Below are 16,083 nucleotides of genomic sequence, written 5' to 3' on the forward strand. Positions count from 1 at the left end.
GCTGGATGGACATATGAGAAACCCTTCACCCCTCCCCTGGCAACTTGGCTGGCGTTCCTTCACCGTGGAGGAGGCACGCACGGCAGGACTTTCGCCCAAGCGTGTGCGGGCCCAGGATCTTCAGTCACCGGGTCGGGGCGTCCGGACACCTCGGCAGGCTCCGCCAAACCTGCTGGAAGAATGCCGGGCATTTACCACTGTGGTGCCCAACGGCGTCGTCAGCCATGCAACGGCCGCCCGCCTCCACGGGCTCTTCCTTCCCCCGCGACTGGAAGGGATGACCGGGCTGGACCTGGCCCGCAGGATCGGGGAACCGAAGCCCCGGCGCGCCGGCATGCGGGGCCATCTATTGCTTTTTGGTGCCGGCGACATCGTGATGCTCCAGGGCGTCCCGGTCACCTCGGTGCAGCGGACGCTTGAGGACCTGGCACCGCTGCTGGGCATCGACGAGCTCGTGGACATGGCCGACCAAATCGTGTGTGAACACCACCGATCCTTTGGGCCGCCCAAAGAAGCCATGGTGCCCCTGCCGCGGCTGCAAACCTACGTTGCCTTGCACGCGGGTTCCCGTGGCATGAGGCGGCTCCGCGCGGCCCTGGAGCTGGTGCGCGTTGGATCGGATTCGCCTCCCGAAACCAGGCTGCGCCTGATCATCATGAGGTCGCCGCTGCCCGAATTTGAAACCAATGTTGAAATCCTGGACGAATCCGGCCGAGGAATAGTGGCCCCAGACCTGGCCTGCAGGAAGTATCGGACCTGTGCCGAGTATGACGGCGGCCACCACTTCACGCCCGGGCAGCAATCAAGGGACCACGACCGCGACTACATCACGCGGTCCGTGGGCTGGCACCAGGTGCCCATCAACAAGGACGACATGAAGGCCGGGGAACGGGTGGTGGTCAGCAAGATTGCCCGCATGCTCGTGGTTGCGGGATGGCCCGATCCGCAGGGCCTGGCCGGGCGCTCGCTCGAAGGCCTGTTGAACACGCGCAAGGACCACTGCTAGTCCCCTGCATCCGTGACGTCGCACTTTTCGCCCACTCCGCATCGGCGAAGGGGCAAGGAGTGCGAGGTCACGGGGCCGCGGGTCGCCTGAGGGGGAATAATTTGCGGCGGGCTGCCCTTACACTTGGTGGTCAGCCTGCCGCTGCGGCACCCGTCACGAACGGGCCGCCCGGCACGGCAATTTTCATCCTCAACGGATTTGGGATTCTTATGCAGTCAGATAAAAGCACGGAAGTGCAGGACAAAATGTCCGCCAGGGACCGCACCACCATTACGGTCCTGATCGTGTCGGCCTTCGTCGTGATCCTGAACGAGACCATCATGAACGTGGCGCTGCCGAAGTTGATGCATGAATTCCAGGTGACGCCGTCGGCCATCCAGTGGCTGGCCACCGCTTTCATGCTGACCATGTCCGTGGTCATTCCCACCACTGGCTTCCTGCTGAACCGGCTGCCCATTCGCACCGTGTTCATGCTGGCGATGGGCCTGTTCTCCGCCGGCACGCTGCTGGCCGGCCTGGCCCCGGGCTTTGAGGTTCTCCTGGCCGCACGCGTGGTCCAGGCGTCTGGAACGGCCATCATGATGCCGCTGCTCATGACCACCATCTTGGACCTGGTGCCTTCGCACCGCCGCGGCGCCGTCATGGGCAATGTCTCCATTGTCATCTCCGTGGCACCCGCCATTGGCCCCACACTTTCGGGCCTGATCCTGCACTCGCTGTCCTGGCGCTTCATGTTCCTGCTGGTGCTGCCCGTGGCCATCATTGCGCTCATCATTGGCTCGCGCCTACTGCCCACCGACGGCGAACGCAGCAAGTCCCGGCTCTCCGTTCCCTCGCTGTTGATCTCCATCCCGGCGTTCGGTGGCCTGGTCTACGGCCTCAGCGGCATCGGCTCCCCGGACGCGCGCACCCACACCGTGGCCATGATCGCCCTGGGTGTCTCGATCGTCTTCCTGGTGGGCTTCGTGCTCCTGCAGCTGCGACTCCAGCGCACCGACAGTGCCCTGCTGGACATGCGCCCGTTCCTGCAGCGCCAGTTCACGCTTGCCCTGGCCCTGATGGTCATGGCCATGCTGGCCCTGTTCGGCGTCATCATCCTGCTGCCCATGTACCTGCAGAACGTGCGCGGCCTGGACGTGCTCACCACGGGCCTGCTCCTGCTCCCGGGCGGACTGCTCATGGGCCTGCTGGCGCCGTGGGTGGGCAAGCTGTTCGACAAGGTGGGCGCACGCCCCCTGCTGATGCCCGGTGGCTTGCTCCTTGCGGCTGTCCTGTTCGGTTACACGCAGCTGAATGAAACCACTCCGCTGCTGCTCATCATTGGCCTGCACCTGCTCATGTCGATCGCCCTGGCGTTCATCTTCACCCCCGCCTTCACGGCCGGCCTGAACCCGCTGCCGCACTCCCTGCACTCGCATGGCTCTGCTCTGCTGTCCACGCTGCAGCAGCTCGGTGGCGCGGCCGGAACGGCGTTGCTCGTCGGCGTCATGTCGGCCGGAACCGTGGCTGCCGCTGCCGCCGGCAAGGGCGACATCGAGGCCCAGGCCAGCGGCTTCAGCAGCGGCTTCATGGTGGCCGCTGTGGTCTCCCTGGGCATCGTTGTCATCGCAGCCTTCATGGGCAAGTCCGACGCCGGAGCCTCCTCCGCGCCTGAGCCCGCCGAGGCGGAACTCACCAGCGAAGCGCACTGACACCATAAGAAGGGCCAGGCCCGCCACCAGATTCAGGGGTGGCGGGCCTGGCCCTTTTGTGCGCCTGGATCAAAGCGTGATGGCCACCTTGCCGCGGACGCTCCCGGATTCCAGGTGGCGCATGGCCTGCGCCACCAGCGCCAGCGGATAGCTGCGCTCGAGGCATGGGGTCAGGTGGCCGTCGGCAATGAATCCGCTGAGCTGCTCAAGGTCCGGACCGCGCTCGGCGGCGATCAGCATGAGGAATCTCTGGGGCACAAAGGGAGAAACGGCCAGGGCGCGAAGCTGCCGGCCCAGTCCCGTGAAGTTCCCGCCCTGCTCGCTGCCCCCAATGACGGCGGTGCCGGTGGGTACCAGCGCCCGGCGCAGGCGGGACAGTGTCGGGGAACCCGCGAAGTCGAGGATGAGGTCGTACTTGGGGCCGCCGTCGGCAAAGTCTTCGCGCGTGTAGTCAACGACATGATCGGCCCCCAACGAGCGGACCAATTCCATTTTTGCTGTACTGCACACGCCCGTGACGGTGGCGCCGAAGGCCTTGGCCAGTTGGACCGCGTAGCTGCCCACGCCACCGCCGGCCCCTGTGATGAGTACATTCTGCCCGGCTTGGATTCGCCCGGCATCGCGCAATGCCTGCAGGGCGGTGGCCCCTGAAACCGGTACCACGGCAGCCTGGGCGAAGGACAGCCCGGCCGGCATGGGTGCCAGCTTCCGCTCCTTCGCGACGGTGTACTCCGCGAACGATCCCTGGCCGAAGCCAAAAACCTCATCCCCTTCCCGGAACAGGGTCACAGCCGCCCCCACCGCCGCCACCGTGCCTGCCACATCGAGGCCAAGCACCTGGTTGCGTGGCCGGCGCAGCCCGGTTGCAGCGCGCATGGCATAGGGCTTGCCGGTCATCATGTGCCAGGTCCCCCGGTCCAGTCCTGCGGCACCAACCCGGATGAGCACCTCATCGGCCTTGATGCGTGGCCGGGCCCGCCGGGACTCGTGAATGACATCTGCCGGGCCATAAACTTCCCGCACGGCGGCGCGCATGGAATCTGTTTCGCCCGCTGCCCTCCCATCCGCCTGTGCACCGGCCTGAACCTTGTTTTTCATGGCTTTCCCTCTCAGTGGTTGCCGCTGGAACACTTCACCTTACTTAGTAAGAAATCGTATCTTACGGTGTACGAAAATGCGATAGCCTAGGTGGATGGAAACGGCAGAAGTGGGCGCAGCCGCCCCGGAACGCAACCCCCTGAGCCGTGGGCGGGTGCTCGGAATGGCCGTGGCAATCGCCGACAACTCGGGAATTGCTGCGCTGACCATGCGCTCGCTCGCGCAGGAACTCGGCGTCAAGCCAATGTCGCTCTACTACTACTTTCCCAACAAGGGCGCCATTTTGGACGCCCTCGTGGAACTTGTGTTCAGCGAGGTTTCCCTGCCGTCCGAGGCGGGGTCGTGGCAATCCGAGATGCGGAGCCGGGCAGTTTCGGTCCGCGACGCGCTGCGCCGCCATCCATGGGCCACCGGCTTGCTGGAGTCCAGGACCTCACCCGGGCCGGCGACCCTGCGCCACCACGAGGCAACCTTGGGGGTGCTGCGGCGTGCGGGTTTTTCCGTGGCCCTCACGGCACATGCCTATGCCCTCCTGGACAGTTACATCTATGGCTTCGCCCTCCAGGAGGCGGCGTTGCCCTTCAGGGGAAAGGACACGGCCGCGTCAGTCACGGCTCCCATCGTGGAGCTGTTTTCCACGGGCGAGTATCCATACATGGTGGAGATCGCCACCGAACATGTGCTCAAGCCCGGCTATGACTTCGGGGACGAGTTTGAAATTGGCCTGTCGGCCATTCTTGATGCCTTGTCGCGCTGGCTTCCGGAACCCGCCGGCTGAAACGGCGCGGTCAGTGCGGCCGGGCATGGTTGAGCAGCGCGAGTACGGCTTCCGCCATTTCGGTGGTTGACTCCTTCTCGCCGGCGCGGGAGGTGTCCACGAGCGGGCATTCGTTCGCCGCGGCGATGGCTTTGTATCTGGCTATGTAGTGCCGATGCCAGTCGACGGATTCGGCAGCTTCATCCCGCGTGGCCAGCCGGTCCAGGGTAGTGGGAAGGTCCGCCCAGCACAGGACGGTGGGGATCCACAACGTCCATCGGGCCTGGAAAACGGCGTCATCCACCAGGGACGCCACCGTCAGCCAGGACCTGTCCAGGATGGTTGGTCCCGTGCCGGCCGCGGACTGGAGGGCGTGCTCCAGAGCCGATGCGCCAATGCGAAGGACCGACTCGGTGTCCCCCTCCGCACTGGCCCGGCTCAGGTCCTGCCCGCGGCTGCCACCAAAGGGCCGCAGGTACAACATGCCCAATTGGGCTGCGACGTTGACGGCGATCGTGGTCTTGCCGGTGCCGTCGTGGCCGTCGATGCCGACCACGCCGTCAAACCGCGGCAACGCCTTGCGCGTTACTCCCACGGGTGCAGGGCAACCGTGTGCGATTCGTCGTCGAGTTCAAGGTAGAAGTGGCGCGCCTTGCCTCCCTCGAGAACCTTCAGGGCATCGCCACGGACCTCCATTTGGCCAGCGGGGGAAACCCGGAATCCGCCGTCCTTCGTGGCGGGTGCCAGCAGCACGGCATTGCCCTTGACCGCCACGGTCACGCGCGAGCCGGTCTTGGGCTCCATGCCCAGGGCCTTTCGAGCGGACACCGGCAAGGTGATGACACCCCCGGGCGAAACCTTCGTGCGGGTGTTCTTGATGGTCATGGTGCTCATGATGGCATCTCCTTTTCACTGTTTCGGGTTGACGGGAAGTGATGGCCCAAACAACATGGTGTGGAGCCGGGCGTAGCGTTCAAGAATGGAATCGGGCCCGCCGCCGCTGCGCCACTGGTCCTTGTCGAGGGCCTCTGCATCATCGGCGGCATGGGTGCGCACCCGCATGCAGTCGGGGCTGATTTCCCCGTAGACGGTGCCGCTGTCCTGGTCGATGAAGAAGCAGATGTCGATGAGCTTCAGTCCCCCGGCGGTGAAGAATTCCTCCAGCCAGGCAAAGGTGTCCCGGGCCAGGCGCTTGGCCAGCTGCACATCGCGGGTCCACAGGGCGGCGTAGTCGTCGGGCAGGGGCTCGTCGGCCAGCCGGTTGCCTTCCCGGTCTGTCAGCGGGTGCCGCCAGTCGAAGCAGACAACGGGTTCCGCAAACCGTTCCCAGCGCTGCAGCGCGGGTCCGGCGACGGTTGGGTGCTCCTCGGTGAAGAGGTAGCGGTGGATGGGTGAACCAATGTGGTATCGCTTGACCCGGGTCTCCAGGTTGCACACCTGCACCCTGCGCTCGGCCAGCAGGGGCCCCTGCGGCGATTCCACCAGTGACAGGAAAGCCGAGGAGAGACGGAAGTTTCCCGGGGCCACCGCCATGGACCTGAAGATTTCGGCCGAGAACCTGGCCCGGATGGCCTCCGTCCCCTCCACCACCCCGTACCTGTTGTTGGTGAACGAGTACAGGGTGGGCAGGAGCCGGGCCAGGGCGATCTTGGGTGTCAACAGGCGGATCTCCTTGCTGTCGCCCAGAACGAGAAGCGGCAGCTGGGTGAAATCAAAATGGACCTGCTGCAGTACCTGGTCCATGAAGGAATGCCGCTGGTGGTCCAGGCCAACATGCAGCGGCTCGCCGCTTGGCCCGCTCAGGGTGACCAGTTCCGGTGTGCTGGCCACCAGCTGCACGTCCAGTTCCAGGTCGTGGCATTGGTCAAGGATGAGGCTGGCGGCCGGATTCCTGTGAAGCGTCGATGTGGGCATGGGGTTCTCCTGTCTCAGTGCACAATTGCGGGCCGACAATTCCGAAGAGCTGGTTCAGGGCGCGGAGTGCAGCTCCGGTGGCCACTGCGGATTGCGCCAGGGCACGCCCGGGATCGCCATCGCGTGCCAGTTGCTGCGCCTCAGTGGTGCGGAATCCGCAGATTGATTCCAGCCAGTCATGCACCTGGTTCTTGCTGAGCCGCTGGTTCGCGGCCCCAAAGGTGCCCTTGGCGATGTTGGCCGGAATCTTCACAAAGTATTCGAACAAGTTGTTCAGCCCGTCCGCGGCGTCCGGCCGGTGGGCCAGGGCGGCACCCACCATTCCTAGTTGCTGCCTTTGGCGCACCATGCCGAAGCTGAGGTTTCGCATCATCAGGTCCGCCGTGGCCTTTGCCGGCACGCGCGCCTCTCCGTAGATGCACAGGCCGTAGTCGGCCAGGTTGTCCCCCGACAGGCACTGCATGCGCCACAGTTCCTGGGCAGAGTAGACACCCACGTTGAGCTCCTTCCCGGCAAAGCTGGGAGAAGTGCCATGGAGTTTCCGCAGGACCGATTCGGCATCCCTGACCACCAGGACCAGGTCGTAGTCGGCAAAGTTGTCGCTGTTGATGCTGGATCCGTACACCACAACGCATTCGAGCTCGGGGCCGATCCGCTCCTTCAGCTCCGGCAGGAAGGCGAAACGGGGCCGCAGTCCCGCCGGCACTTCGCCCTGGGTCAGGTGAACCTCGGTGACCTCGCCGGGGCCGTCAAAATGGCTGATGACTTCTTCAAAGCAGCGGCGGATGGCCAGCAGCCTGTCCAGCTCGCCCAGGCTGATCCCGTGGGCCAGGGTTTGCACCTGGTCCATGATGTCCTGCCCGTCCACGCCGGGAATCAGCCCCATCGCCGCGTACTTTCCGGCCTGCCAGAGACGGTCGTACTTGCTGGCCAGCGTTCCGGCGCTGTAGCGCTTCTGGACCACGGCTGCCGAAAGGGTGACCGAGGCCAGAAACATCACCGATTCGAGCCACAGGCGCTCCAGCTCTGCCTGGCCGGTCCCAAAATGAAGTGGCGCGAGTGCCGTCCCGGAGGGCGCCCCCAAACGAACGGCAGTCCGGTAAAAGCGCGGGTGGAAAACCGACGACCAGTCCAGCACGAAGGGCGATATGATCCGCGGGTTTTCAATCCGCTCCGCCGCAGCCCACTTGTGGATGTCCAGCAGTTCAGCCCCGGAAACTTCACGGTCGGTGTAGACATAGTTGAGGTGAAATGGCGTCCCCCGCCACGTGGGTGGCCGCACAACGGAAACCACCTCGCGGACCGCGCCCGCAACGACATCCGCCACCCCAGCAGACATCACTTCCCCCTGCCCCCGGTGGCCCAACGCTCCCCAGCGCCCAATGCCACCTTGCTGTTGATACCCCAAGTTTCCGTCCGGCCGAACTTGCTGTCAATCGTCAAGTTGCAGTGGTGAAAACAGGAGTTCTTCAGCCGTGTTGACCGAGCACCTGCCCGAGGATGCGTGCCCCCTCCGGGAAGGCCCCCGGGTTGGGCCCGGAGAAGTTGAGCCGGAGGTAGGGTCCGGCAGGCTCGGCCGGGAACCATTCGGTGCCGGCGGCGACAAAGACCCCTGCCCGTTCGCAATCTTCACTCACGCGATCCAGGTCGGTGCCATCGGGCAGACGTAGCCAAAGGTTGAGCCCGCCCCGGGGGATTCGGTTAAGATGTGCCTGTGGTGCATGTTCGCGGATGCCGGTGACCAGAAGATCCCGACGCGCCTGGAGCTGCTGCCGGAGGCCCCTGAGGTGGGTTTGCCAACCGGGCTGGGTGACAACATCGAGGGCTGCAGCTTGCAGCAGTCCGCTGACGTACATGGTTTCGGCGCCCCGCTGGGCCAAGATGCGGTCGCGGGCAGGGCCTCGCGCAATGACGGCGGCAACACGGATGGCCGGGGACACGCTCTTGGTCAGGGAGCGCAGGTAGATGACGTGACCGGCGTCGTCCCGGGCGGCAATGGGAACGGGAGTGCTTTCGATGCCAAAGTCGTGGGCCCAGTCGTCCTCGATCAGGAACGCACCGTTGCGGCGCACAATTTCCAGCACCTCTTCGCACCGGGCAGGCGACCACTGCGCGCCCGTGGGGTTGGCATAGTGGGGTTGCGCGTAGAACATCCGGGCGCCGGTGCGGGCAAACGCCCTGGACAGCTCCTCGGGGTCCGGGCCGTCGGGGCCACTGGGCACGGGGACGAGCACGACGCCGGCGTTCCGGGCCGCCAGCATGGCACCCCAGTAGGAGGGCGATTCAATGAGCAGCGGCTGACCGCGGCCCACCAGGCCGCTGAAGATTGAGCTGAGCCCGCTTTGGCTTCCCGGCAGAACAATCACGTCGCTGGGGCTTGGCGGGTTGATTCCTGCCGGCGTGGCGGTGCCCAGTTCCCGTGCAAACCAAGATTGCAGCTCGGGCATCCCGGCCACGGGTGGGCGTGACAGGGCAGCGTCGCTTCGGGAGGCCCGGGCCAGCGCCGCCCGGACAAGACGTTCCGGCAGCAGTTCCCGGTCCGGGTACCCCGAGTGGAAGGAGATGGCCTCGTTGGAAACGCTGCGCATGGTGGTCGAGGCGGATGAGGGCAGCGCACTGGGTGAACCCAGTGCGGCGCTTTGCCACCCGTAGTCCGAAGGGCGGGCCTTCCGGACAGCGCGCACAAAGGTTCCCACGCCGGGGCGGCTCTCGAGCAGCCCCTGGGCGGCCAAAGTAGCCAGGGCCTTCTGCACCGTGACCGGGCTCGCCTGAAATTCGGCAACGAGTGCCCTGGTTGAAGGAAGCTTGGAGCCTGGCGCCTGGGTGGAGATGATTTCCCGCAGTCGTGCCACAATGCGGGAGCTGCTATCGTTGTCCATGAGACTCAATGATAGCGCTACTGTCAATCGCAGCGCAGTGATACCGGACCGCAGCCGCAATGGAATCCTCTGGGGCCTGCTCGGTGTGGCGGCCTTCTCCCTCACAGTTCCCTTGACCCGACTGGCCGTTGGCGGGCTGTCACCCCTGTTTGTTGGTTCCGGACGCGCCGTGCTCGCCGCCATCCTGGCCGCCCTGGCCCTCACGCTTGCCAGGCAGCCACTGCCCCAGGGGAAGCAGTGGCTGCGGTTGGGCGTCATCGCCGCCGGCATTGTTTTCGGGTTCCCCTTGCTCAGCTCAATGGCGCTTGCATCCGTTCCGGCCAGCCACGCAGCGGTTGTCATTGCACTGCTGCCTGCGGCCACGGCAACAGCAGCTGTGCTGCGCGGTCACGAACGCCCGTCGAGGGCCTTTTGGCGGGCCACCGCCGCTGGTGCCGTGGCCGCCGTCGGCTTCGCCTTGCTGCAGCCGGGAGGAATGGGCTCCGTTGGCGGGGCGGACTTGCTGTTGTTCGGGGCCGTCCTGGCCGGCGCGATCGGCTATGCGGAAGGCGGCCTGTTGGCCCGCGAACTCGGCGCCTGGCAGACGGTTTCCTGGGCCTTGGTCATCGCAGCACCCCTCATGACAGTCCTGATGCTGGTGTCCGTGGCCCAGGCGCCGCCGTCAGCCACTGCGTTGCAATGGGCTTCCTTTGCCTACCTGGGCGTGGTGAGCATGTTTCTGGGATTCTTTGCCTGGTACCGCGGGCTGGCGATTGGTCCCATGGCCCAGGTCAGCCAGATCCAGCTTGTCCAGCCGGTCCTGAGCATCATCGCGGCTTGGCTGATCCTCGGTGAGGCCCTGACCTTGAACACCACCCTTGGCGCAGTGGCCGTGATCCTGTGCGCCACCCTTGCCGTCCGCACCCGGGAAAGCAGCTGAACCCATGTACACCCCTGAACACTTCGCCGCCAGCCCCGCCGCCATCCAGGAACTCCTGGGCCGCCCGGGCGCAGCCAACCTGGTCACCGCCACTGCCGGAGGCCTGCTGGCCACGCTGCTGCCGTTCACCCATGATCCATCCATTGGGGAGCACGGGGCCCTGCACATGCACGTGGCCAGGAACAACAGCCAATGGGCCGAAGCTGCGTTGGGCGAAGCCCTGGCCATCGTCCAGGGAGCGGATGCCTACATCTCGCCGTCCTGGTATGCGGCCAAGACTGAGCACGGCCGCGTGGTTCCGACATGGAACTACCTGACTGCCCACGTGTACGGCGAGCTCGTCATCCACGAGGACCCGGACTGGCTCATGCAGCAGCTCAGGGCCCTGAGCAACTTGAACGAGGCGGACAAGGAGCGCCCCTGGACGGTGGAGGACGCCCCTGCCCGCTACGTGGCAGGCCAGCTGCGGGCCATTGTGGGCGTGGAGCTGGTCATCACCAGAATTGAAGCCAAGGCCAAGCTGAGCCAGAACCGGCCCGTCAACGACATTCCGGGCCTCGTGGAGGGATTGCATGGCCACGGAGAGCACGCCATGGCCGCCCTGGTGGCCAATGCCCGCAAAGGTGAGGTGCCCGGCGTCGTACTTTGAAATGGGGGTGTGCAAGCGGCCCGGACAGGACTACATTTGCCCTGCGGGCAGCCGTCCGCCAACACAATCCTGGAGGGACAAGCCATGAGTTACAAGGTGGGCGTTTTCGTGGGGAGCCTGGCATCCGATTCCATCAACCGCAAGCTGGCAAAGGCGCTGGTCAAGCTGGCCCCGCCGGAGCTGGAGCTGGTGGACATCCCGATCGGCGGGCTGCCACTGTACAGCCGCGACTACGACGCCGACTACCCGCCGGAAGGCCGTGCGTTCAAGGACGCCGTGGCCGCCGTGGACGCACTGCTGTTCGTGACCCCCGAGTACAACCGCAGCATCCCGGGTGTCCTGAAGAACGCCATTGACTGGGGTTCGCGGCCCTGGGGGACCAACTCGTTTGCCAAGAAGCCCTCGGCCGTGACGGGAACCTCCCCCGGCAACGTAAGCACCGCCGTGGCCCAGCAGCACCTGCGCAGCATCCTCTCCTTTGTGAACTCGCCCGAGTTGGCCAACCCCGAGGCCTACATCCATTTCACGGAGGGGCTCATTGACGACGACGGCAACGTCACCGACGCTTCGAGCGAGGAGTTCCTGCGCAACTGGCTCAAGGAGTTCCACCTGTTCGTGGCCAAGGTGGTGGGTGCACAGCAGATCACGGTGTAGGCCGCAGCGCCGTTCCTGCCGCCACCCGCCTGCGCCGCGATGCGGCAAGGCGGGTGGCCACTAGGCCGTGTCGCGGGCTGAAAAGGTACACCACGGCAAAGGCCGTGCCCTGGGCCAGCACAACCATGCCGCCGGAGGCTGCATCAAGGTAGTAGCTGGCGTAAAGCCCGACGACGGCGCACGCGGCGGATATTGCCGGCGCAAGCAGGAGCATCCTGCCAAAGCGGTCCGTGAGCAGGTACGCCGTGGCCCCGGGGATGATGAGCATGGCGACCACAAGCACCACGCCCACGGCCTGCAGCGCCACCACCGAGGTCAGTGCCAGCAGTCCCAGCAGGAAAGCTCCCAGCAGGCGCGGGTTCAGGCCGATGGCGTGGGCGTGGGTGGGATCGAAGGCAAACAAGGTGAAATCGCGGCGCTTGAGCAGCAGGATGCCCAGCGTGAAGGCCCCGAGCACCAGGACCTGGACAAGGTCCTGGTGGCTGAGCCCCAGCAGATTGCCGAAGATGATGTGGGACAGGTCCGTCTGGCTGGGCGTGACCGAGATCAGGACCAGGCCCAGCGCAAAGAGGGTCGTGAAGACAATGCCTATGGCCGCGTCTTCCTTGACCCGGCTGGTGTCCCGCACGGCCCCGATCAAGCCCACGGCCAGGAAGCCGAACAGCACGGCCCCCACGGCGAAGGGGATGCCCACAATGTAAGCCAGGACCACGCCGGGCAGCACGGCGTGCGAGACGGCGTCGCCCATGAGCGACCAGCCGATCAGGACCAGCCAGCAGGACAGCACGGCGCACACGACGGCGGCCACCACAGTGACGGCAAGCGCCCGCTGCATGAACACGAAGTCGAAGGGCTCCAGCAGGAATTCGAAGATGCTCACAGCGGGGATCCATTTCGGTTCATGACGTCAAGGCCAAAGGCCAGGGCAAGGTTTTCCGGTTGCAGGACCTTGGACGGCGCCCCGTGCATGAGGACCCGGCGCATGAGCAGCACGGCTTCGTCGGCGAGATCCGGCAGGGCGTGCAGGTCGTGCGTGGAGACCAGGATGGTTGCCCCGTCCGCCGCCAATTCCTTAAGCAGCGTGCAAATGGTGGCTTCGGAGCGCTTGTCGACGCCGGCAAACGGCTCATCCAGCAGCAACGTGGTGGCGCCCTGGGCGATCCCGCGGGCCACGAAGGCGCGCTTGCGCTGGCCGCCTGAGAGCTGGCCGATCTGCCGCTGGGCGAAGTTGGTGAGCTCCACCCGCTCCAGCGCTTCGGCAACCGCCAGCCGGTCGGCCCGGCGGGGGCGGCGCGTAAAGCCCATGTGGCCATAGCGGCCCATCATGACTACGTCGTGGACCGACAGTGGGAACTGCCAATCCACGTCCTCGCTTTGCGGCACATAGCTGACGACGCCGGACTTCCGGGCTTTCGATGGCGGCCCGCCCGATATGGTGACCGTTCCGGCGTCGGGCTTAACCAGCCCCATGATCGCCTTGAACAGGGTTGACTTGCCCGAACCGTTCATGCCGACCAGGCCACAGATTTTGCCCTTGTCGAGCCGCAGGGTGGCCTGGTCCAGGGCCAGCACATCCCCGTAGTGGACGCTGATGGAGTCGACGTCGATGGCGGCGGTCATGGCTTCACTTCCTTGCTTGCGCCGGTCAGGCCCTCGGCAATGACCTTGGCATCGTGGCGGATCAACTCCAGGTAGGTGGGCACCGGGCCGTCGGGTTCCGACAGGGAGTCCACGTAGAGGGTCCCGCCGAACACGGCGTCCGTGGCTTCGACGACGCGCTCCATGGGGGCCGCGGAAACGGTGGACTCACAGAAGACGGCAGGGACGTCGTTGGCGCGGACAAAGTCAATGGCCCCGGCGATTTGCTGCGGTGTGGCCTGCTGTTCGGCGTTGACGGCCCAAATGTACTTCTCGGTCAGGCCGGCATCGCGGGCCAGGTAGGAGAACGCGCCCTCACAGCTCACCAGGGCACGCTGGTTGGCGGGAAGGACCGACAAGTCCTTGAGGAGTTCGTCCTGGACTTCCTGCAGCTTCCCCTTGTACGCGGCGCCGTTGGCCTCGAAGTAGGCGGCGTTGGCCGGGTCCAGGTCCTTGAAGGCCTGCACCATGTTGTCAACGTAGATTTGGACGTTGGCCGGCGACATCCACGCGTGCGGATTGGGCAGGTCCTTGTACTTGTCCTCGGCAATGTCAACCACCTCTATGCCGTCGGAAACCACCACATGGGGCGCGTCAAGGTCCTGCACGAATTTTTCAAACCACGCCTCCAGCCCCAGGCCGTTGTCCAGGATCAGGTCTGCCTTGCCGGCCCGGCGGATGTCGCCCGGGGTGGGTTCGTAGCCGTGGATCTCCGCCCCGGCCTTGGTGACAGACTCGACGGTCAGCTTGTCCCCCGCCACATTCTGGGCGATGTCGGCCAGCACGGTGAAGGTTGTCAACACCACCGGGCGGCTCCCGCCGTCGGCCCCGGCACCATTGGCGGGGGCTCCGCAGGCCGCAAGGGCAAGGGCGCAGGCGGCAATGCCGGCTGCAAGTGAGAGGCGGAGGGGGCGGCGCTGCCCGAGGTGGTTGTGCGTCATGCCATGAGAATAATTTAGGCAAGCCGAAACTTCAAATGGTGGAATCCCGAAATGCGTAATGGTCCGGTTGCGGTGATGCCACCCGCCGCTAAGGGGTGTGCCACCCGCCCACACCCGCAGCCAAGGCGGCCAGGCCCAGCAGAACAACGGAGCCGTGGCCAACGCCGCCGGCCCAGCGACTGGCCCCGGAACCCAAGCGGCCGGAGAATAGTCCTCCAGCCAGGACGAGGCCCGACTGCCACGCAAGGGATGCCAGCGCCACACCTGCCGTGAAGGCGGCGGCCTGGCCCAGCGAACCAGCGCGCCCGCCCAGGCCGGCGGTGAGGGCGATGAAGTACAGCAGCGTGGCGGGGTTGATCGCCGTCAGTGCCGCGAAGGCCAGGAACCGCCGTGTCCGGCCGGCTGCCTGCGGAGCCTTGCCACCGTTGGATGCCTGTGCGCCTTTGAATGTCCTAGCCAGTCCCAAGCCGCCGAGCACCAGAAGCACGGCCCCGCCCAACAAGGCCGGCCACGGGCCAAGGGCGGCAATGGCCGGCGCGGCTGCGGCCCCCAGGACCAGGGCAAGGATGCAGTACGCCGCGTCGACGGACGCCACGGCAGCCGCAGCCGGGGCGGCCGCCCGGTAGCCCCATGCCATGCCTTCCTGCAGCAACAGGATGCCCACGGCCCCCAGCGGGGCAGCAACTCCCAGCCCCGCCACGATTCCTGCACCGAACGCCACAATTGTTTCCATCAAGCCAGCATGCATGCCGAACTCCGCCGTGACAGCAACATCTGCTGTGCTGCCACTAGAATCACTGCATGGATGCCATAGACGAAACTATTCTCAGTATTCTGACCCACGATGCACGCATTTCATTCAGTGACTTGGGGCGGCGAATTGGGCTGAGCACCAACGCGGCCGCCGCCCGCATGCGTCGCCTTGAGAACGACGGGGTCATTGTGGGCTACCAGGCCATCCTGGCCGCCGATCTCCCCGCTGCCGGCCCGGCGCTGGAGGCGTACATTGATGTGCGGCTGGGTGCCGAAGCCGACTCGCAAGCGTTCCTCGCCTGGACCCGGACGGTGTCCGCAGTGCGCGACGCCGTGCATGTCACCGGACCCTATGACTACCTGGTGCACGCCGTGGTGCCCAGCACCAGGGCACTGGACCAGTTGTTGCGGCGGCTCAAGTCCGAGGGCGGCGCGGCACAAACCCAGACCAGGCTCGCGCTGCGCTAGTTCCGGGCATCCTGAAGCTGCCTGGAAGGGGCAACCTGGCGCCGCCCGCGCCGACCCCGCAGGGCTGCAGCCACCTTGTCGATGAACAATCCAAGTGCGCCAGCAACCACGATGGCGATGACCAGGCCCCACACGGGATACTCTTGCAGCCACGCCCCCGCCAAGGCACCAATGCCCACGGAATAGGCACCCCACAGCGTGGCTGACAGGGCCGAGACGGCCGCAAACCGGCGGTAGCGGTAGCCGGTTGCCCCGGCCGTGAGGTTGACGGCCACTCTCGCCACGGGCACAAAGCGGGCCACCAGCAGCATGCTGACGGGCCTCAGTTTCAGTTCCCTGCCCGCCTGGGAGAAGGCGCGCTGCATGAGCGGGCGCCGCATCCACTTGAACCGCGCCGTGCCCATTCCGCGTCCCAGCAGGTACGCAAGGTTGTCGCCCGCGAAGGCTCCGAGCACGGCCGTCAGCAGAAGCAGCCACAGGCCGTGCCCGCCCTGTGATGCCCCGAGCGAGGCCAGGCCAACCACGATGGCCTCGCTGGGGATCGGGGGGAAAAAGCCGTCAATGAGGCAGGCCAGGGCAACGGCCGCGTAGATCCAGGGCTGTTCCGCCGCAGCCAGCAGCATCTCAGTCATGGTGGCGGCCCGCCGGCGTGAAGAATGAGGCTTTGAAGTCCATAAAGACAACGCTACGGACGGGGCGCCCGTGCCGCCATGGGG

Annotated in this window: 18 protein-coding genes; 7 read left to right on the plus strand and 11 right to left on the minus strand. The window is 65.9% G+C overall.

Features of this window, described 5'->3' with window-relative positions:
- The first annotated feature begins 13 nt into the window (after positions 1–13).
- Both PCK14_RS00205 and PCK14_RS00210 read left to right on the plus strand, forming a co-directional pair.
- The gene (locus PCK14_RS00205) at positions 14–1,006 is read left to right on the plus strand and encodes a hypothetical protein (RefSeq protein WP_269936438.1); all 993 of its coding nucleotides are present in this window, start codon (positions 14–16) and stop codon (positions 1,004–1,006) included.
- 233 nt (positions 1,007–1,239) lie between these two features.
- On the plus strand, positions 1,240–2,697 hold the full coding sequence (locus tag PCK14_RS00210; RefSeq protein WP_269936439.1) for a DHA2 family efflux MFS transporter permease subunit: 1,458 nt from the start codon (positions 1,240–1,242) through the stop codon (positions 2,695–2,697).
- A gap of 69 nt (positions 2,698–2,766) precedes the next feature.
- On the opposite strand, the gene PCK14_RS00215 is transcribed toward PCK14_RS00210, so the two are convergent.
- Positions 2,767–3,795, minus strand: coding sequence for an NAD(P)-dependent alcohol dehydrogenase (locus PCK14_RS00215; RefSeq protein WP_269936440.1), 1,029 nt, complete (start codon positions 3,793–3,795; stop codon positions 2,767–2,769).
- A 94-nt stretch (positions 3,796–3,889) separates the two neighbouring features.
- On the opposite strand from PCK14_RS00215, the gene PCK14_RS00220 reads away from it, so the two are divergent.
- Positions 3,890–4,573, plus strand: a complete 684-nt coding sequence (locus PCK14_RS00220) for a TetR/AcrR family transcriptional regulator C-terminal domain-containing protein (protein ID WP_269936441.1) — start codon at positions 3,890–3,892, stop codon at positions 4,571–4,573.
- Between the two features lie 10 nt (positions 4,574–4,583).
- Here the strand turns inward: PCK14_RS00220 and PCK14_RS00225 are convergent, their stop codons facing one another.
- The 5 genes from PCK14_RS00225 to PCK14_RS00245 all read right to left on the minus strand — a co-directional run bounded on the left by PCK14_RS00225 (position 4,584) and on the right by PCK14_RS00245 (position 9,345).
- The gene (locus tag PCK14_RS00225; protein ID WP_269936442.1) at positions 4,584–5,147 is read right to left on the minus strand and encodes a hypothetical protein; all 564 of its coding nucleotides are present in this window, start codon (positions 5,145–5,147) and stop codon (positions 4,584–4,586) included.
- Positions 5,138–5,446 (minus strand): AbrB/MazE/SpoVT family DNA-binding domain-containing protein, encoded by a 309-nt coding sequence (locus tag PCK14_RS00230; RefSeq protein ID WP_269936443.1) that lies wholly within the window; start codon positions 5,444–5,446, stop codon positions 5,138–5,140. Before PCK14_RS00230 ends, PCK14_RS00225 begins: the two co-directional genes overlap by 10 nt.
- Before the next feature lie 15 nt (positions 5,447–5,461).
- Positions 5,462–6,466 (minus strand): phosphoribosylaminoimidazolesuccinocarboxamide synthase, encoded by a 1,005-nt coding sequence (locus PCK14_RS00235; RefSeq protein WP_269936444.1) that lies wholly within the window; start codon positions 6,464–6,466, stop codon positions 5,462–5,464.
- The gene (locus PCK14_RS00240) at positions 6,417–7,805 is read right to left on the minus strand and encodes a hypothetical protein (protein WP_269936445.1); all 1,389 of its coding nucleotides are present in this window, start codon (positions 7,803–7,805) and stop codon (positions 6,417–6,419) included. Before PCK14_RS00240 ends, PCK14_RS00235 begins: the two co-directional genes overlap by 50 nt.
- A gap of 130 nt (positions 7,806–7,935) precedes the next feature.
- Positions 7,936–9,345, minus strand: coding sequence for an aminotransferase-like domain-containing protein (locus PCK14_RS00245; protein ID WP_269936446.1), 1,410 nt, complete (start codon positions 9,343–9,345; stop codon positions 7,936–7,938).
- On the opposite strand from PCK14_RS00245, the gene PCK14_RS00250 reads away from it, so the two are divergent.
- The 3 genes from PCK14_RS00250 to PCK14_RS00260 all read left to right on the plus strand — a co-directional run bounded on the left by PCK14_RS00250 (position 9,344) and on the right by PCK14_RS00260 (position 11,567).
- Complete coding sequence (locus tag PCK14_RS00250; RefSeq protein WP_269936447.1) at positions 9,344–10,264, plus strand: DMT family transporter; 921 nt, start codon at positions 9,344–9,346, stop codon at positions 10,262–10,264. The two genes, PCK14_RS00245 and PCK14_RS00250, sit on opposite strands and share 2 nt — an antisense overlap.
- A 4-nt stretch (positions 10,265–10,268) precedes the next feature.
- On the plus strand, positions 10,269–10,913 hold the full coding sequence (locus PCK14_RS00255; RefSeq protein ID WP_269936448.1) for an FMN-binding negative transcriptional regulator: 645 nt from the start codon (positions 10,269–10,271) through the stop codon (positions 10,911–10,913).
- A gap of 84 nt (positions 10,914–10,997) precedes the next feature.
- Positions 10,998–11,567, plus strand: a complete 570-nt coding sequence (locus tag PCK14_RS00260; protein ID WP_269936449.1) for an NADPH-dependent FMN reductase — start codon at positions 10,998–11,000, stop codon at positions 11,565–11,567.
- On the opposite strand, the gene PCK14_RS00265 is transcribed toward PCK14_RS00260, so the two are convergent.
- The 4 genes from PCK14_RS00265 to PCK14_RS00280 form a co-directional block, all read right to left on the minus strand.
- Entirely contained in the window at positions 11,557–12,402 is an 846-nt protein-coding gene (locus tag PCK14_RS00265) for a metal ABC transporter permease (protein WP_442864651.1), read from the minus strand. The two genes, PCK14_RS00260 and PCK14_RS00265, sit on opposite strands and share 11 nt — an antisense overlap.
- A 41-nt stretch (positions 12,403–12,443) precedes the next feature.
- Entirely contained in the window at positions 12,444–13,187 is a 744-nt protein-coding gene (locus PCK14_RS00270) for a metal ABC transporter ATP-binding protein (protein WP_269936451.1), read from the minus strand.
- Positions 13,184–14,146 (minus strand): metal ABC transporter substrate-binding protein, encoded by a 963-nt coding sequence (locus PCK14_RS00275; RefSeq protein WP_269936452.1) that lies wholly within the window; start codon positions 14,144–14,146, stop codon positions 13,184–13,186. The genes PCK14_RS00270 and PCK14_RS00275 overlap by 4 nt, the downstream gene beginning before the upstream one ends.
- 88 nt (positions 14,147–14,234) lie before the next feature.
- Positions 14,235–14,879, minus strand: a complete 645-nt coding sequence (locus PCK14_RS00280) for a LysE family transporter (protein WP_269936453.1) — start codon at positions 14,877–14,879, stop codon at positions 14,235–14,237.
- 68 nt (positions 14,880–14,947) lie between these two features.
- On the opposite strand from PCK14_RS00280, the gene PCK14_RS00285 reads away from it, so the two are divergent.
- Positions 14,948–15,367 carry an Lrp/AsnC family transcriptional regulator gene (locus tag PCK14_RS00285; RefSeq protein ID WP_269936454.1) on the plus strand — a complete coding sequence of 140 codons (420 nt, stop codon included), beginning with the start codon at positions 14,948–14,950 and terminating at the stop codon, positions 15,365–15,367.
- Here the strand turns inward: PCK14_RS00285 and PCK14_RS00290 are convergent.
- Positions 15,364–15,999 (minus strand): DedA family protein, encoded by a 636-nt coding sequence (locus tag PCK14_RS00290; RefSeq protein ID WP_269936455.1) that lies wholly within the window; start codon positions 15,997–15,999, stop codon positions 15,364–15,366. The genes PCK14_RS00285 and PCK14_RS00290 overlap by 4 nt on opposite strands.
- Between the last annotated feature and the right edge of the window lie 84 nt (positions 16,000–16,083).

The sequence above is a fragment of the Arthrobacter sp. HY1533 genome, from assembly GCF_027568515.1.
Classification (GTDB): Bacteria; Actinomycetota; Actinomycetes; order Actinomycetales; family Micrococcaceae; genus Specibacter.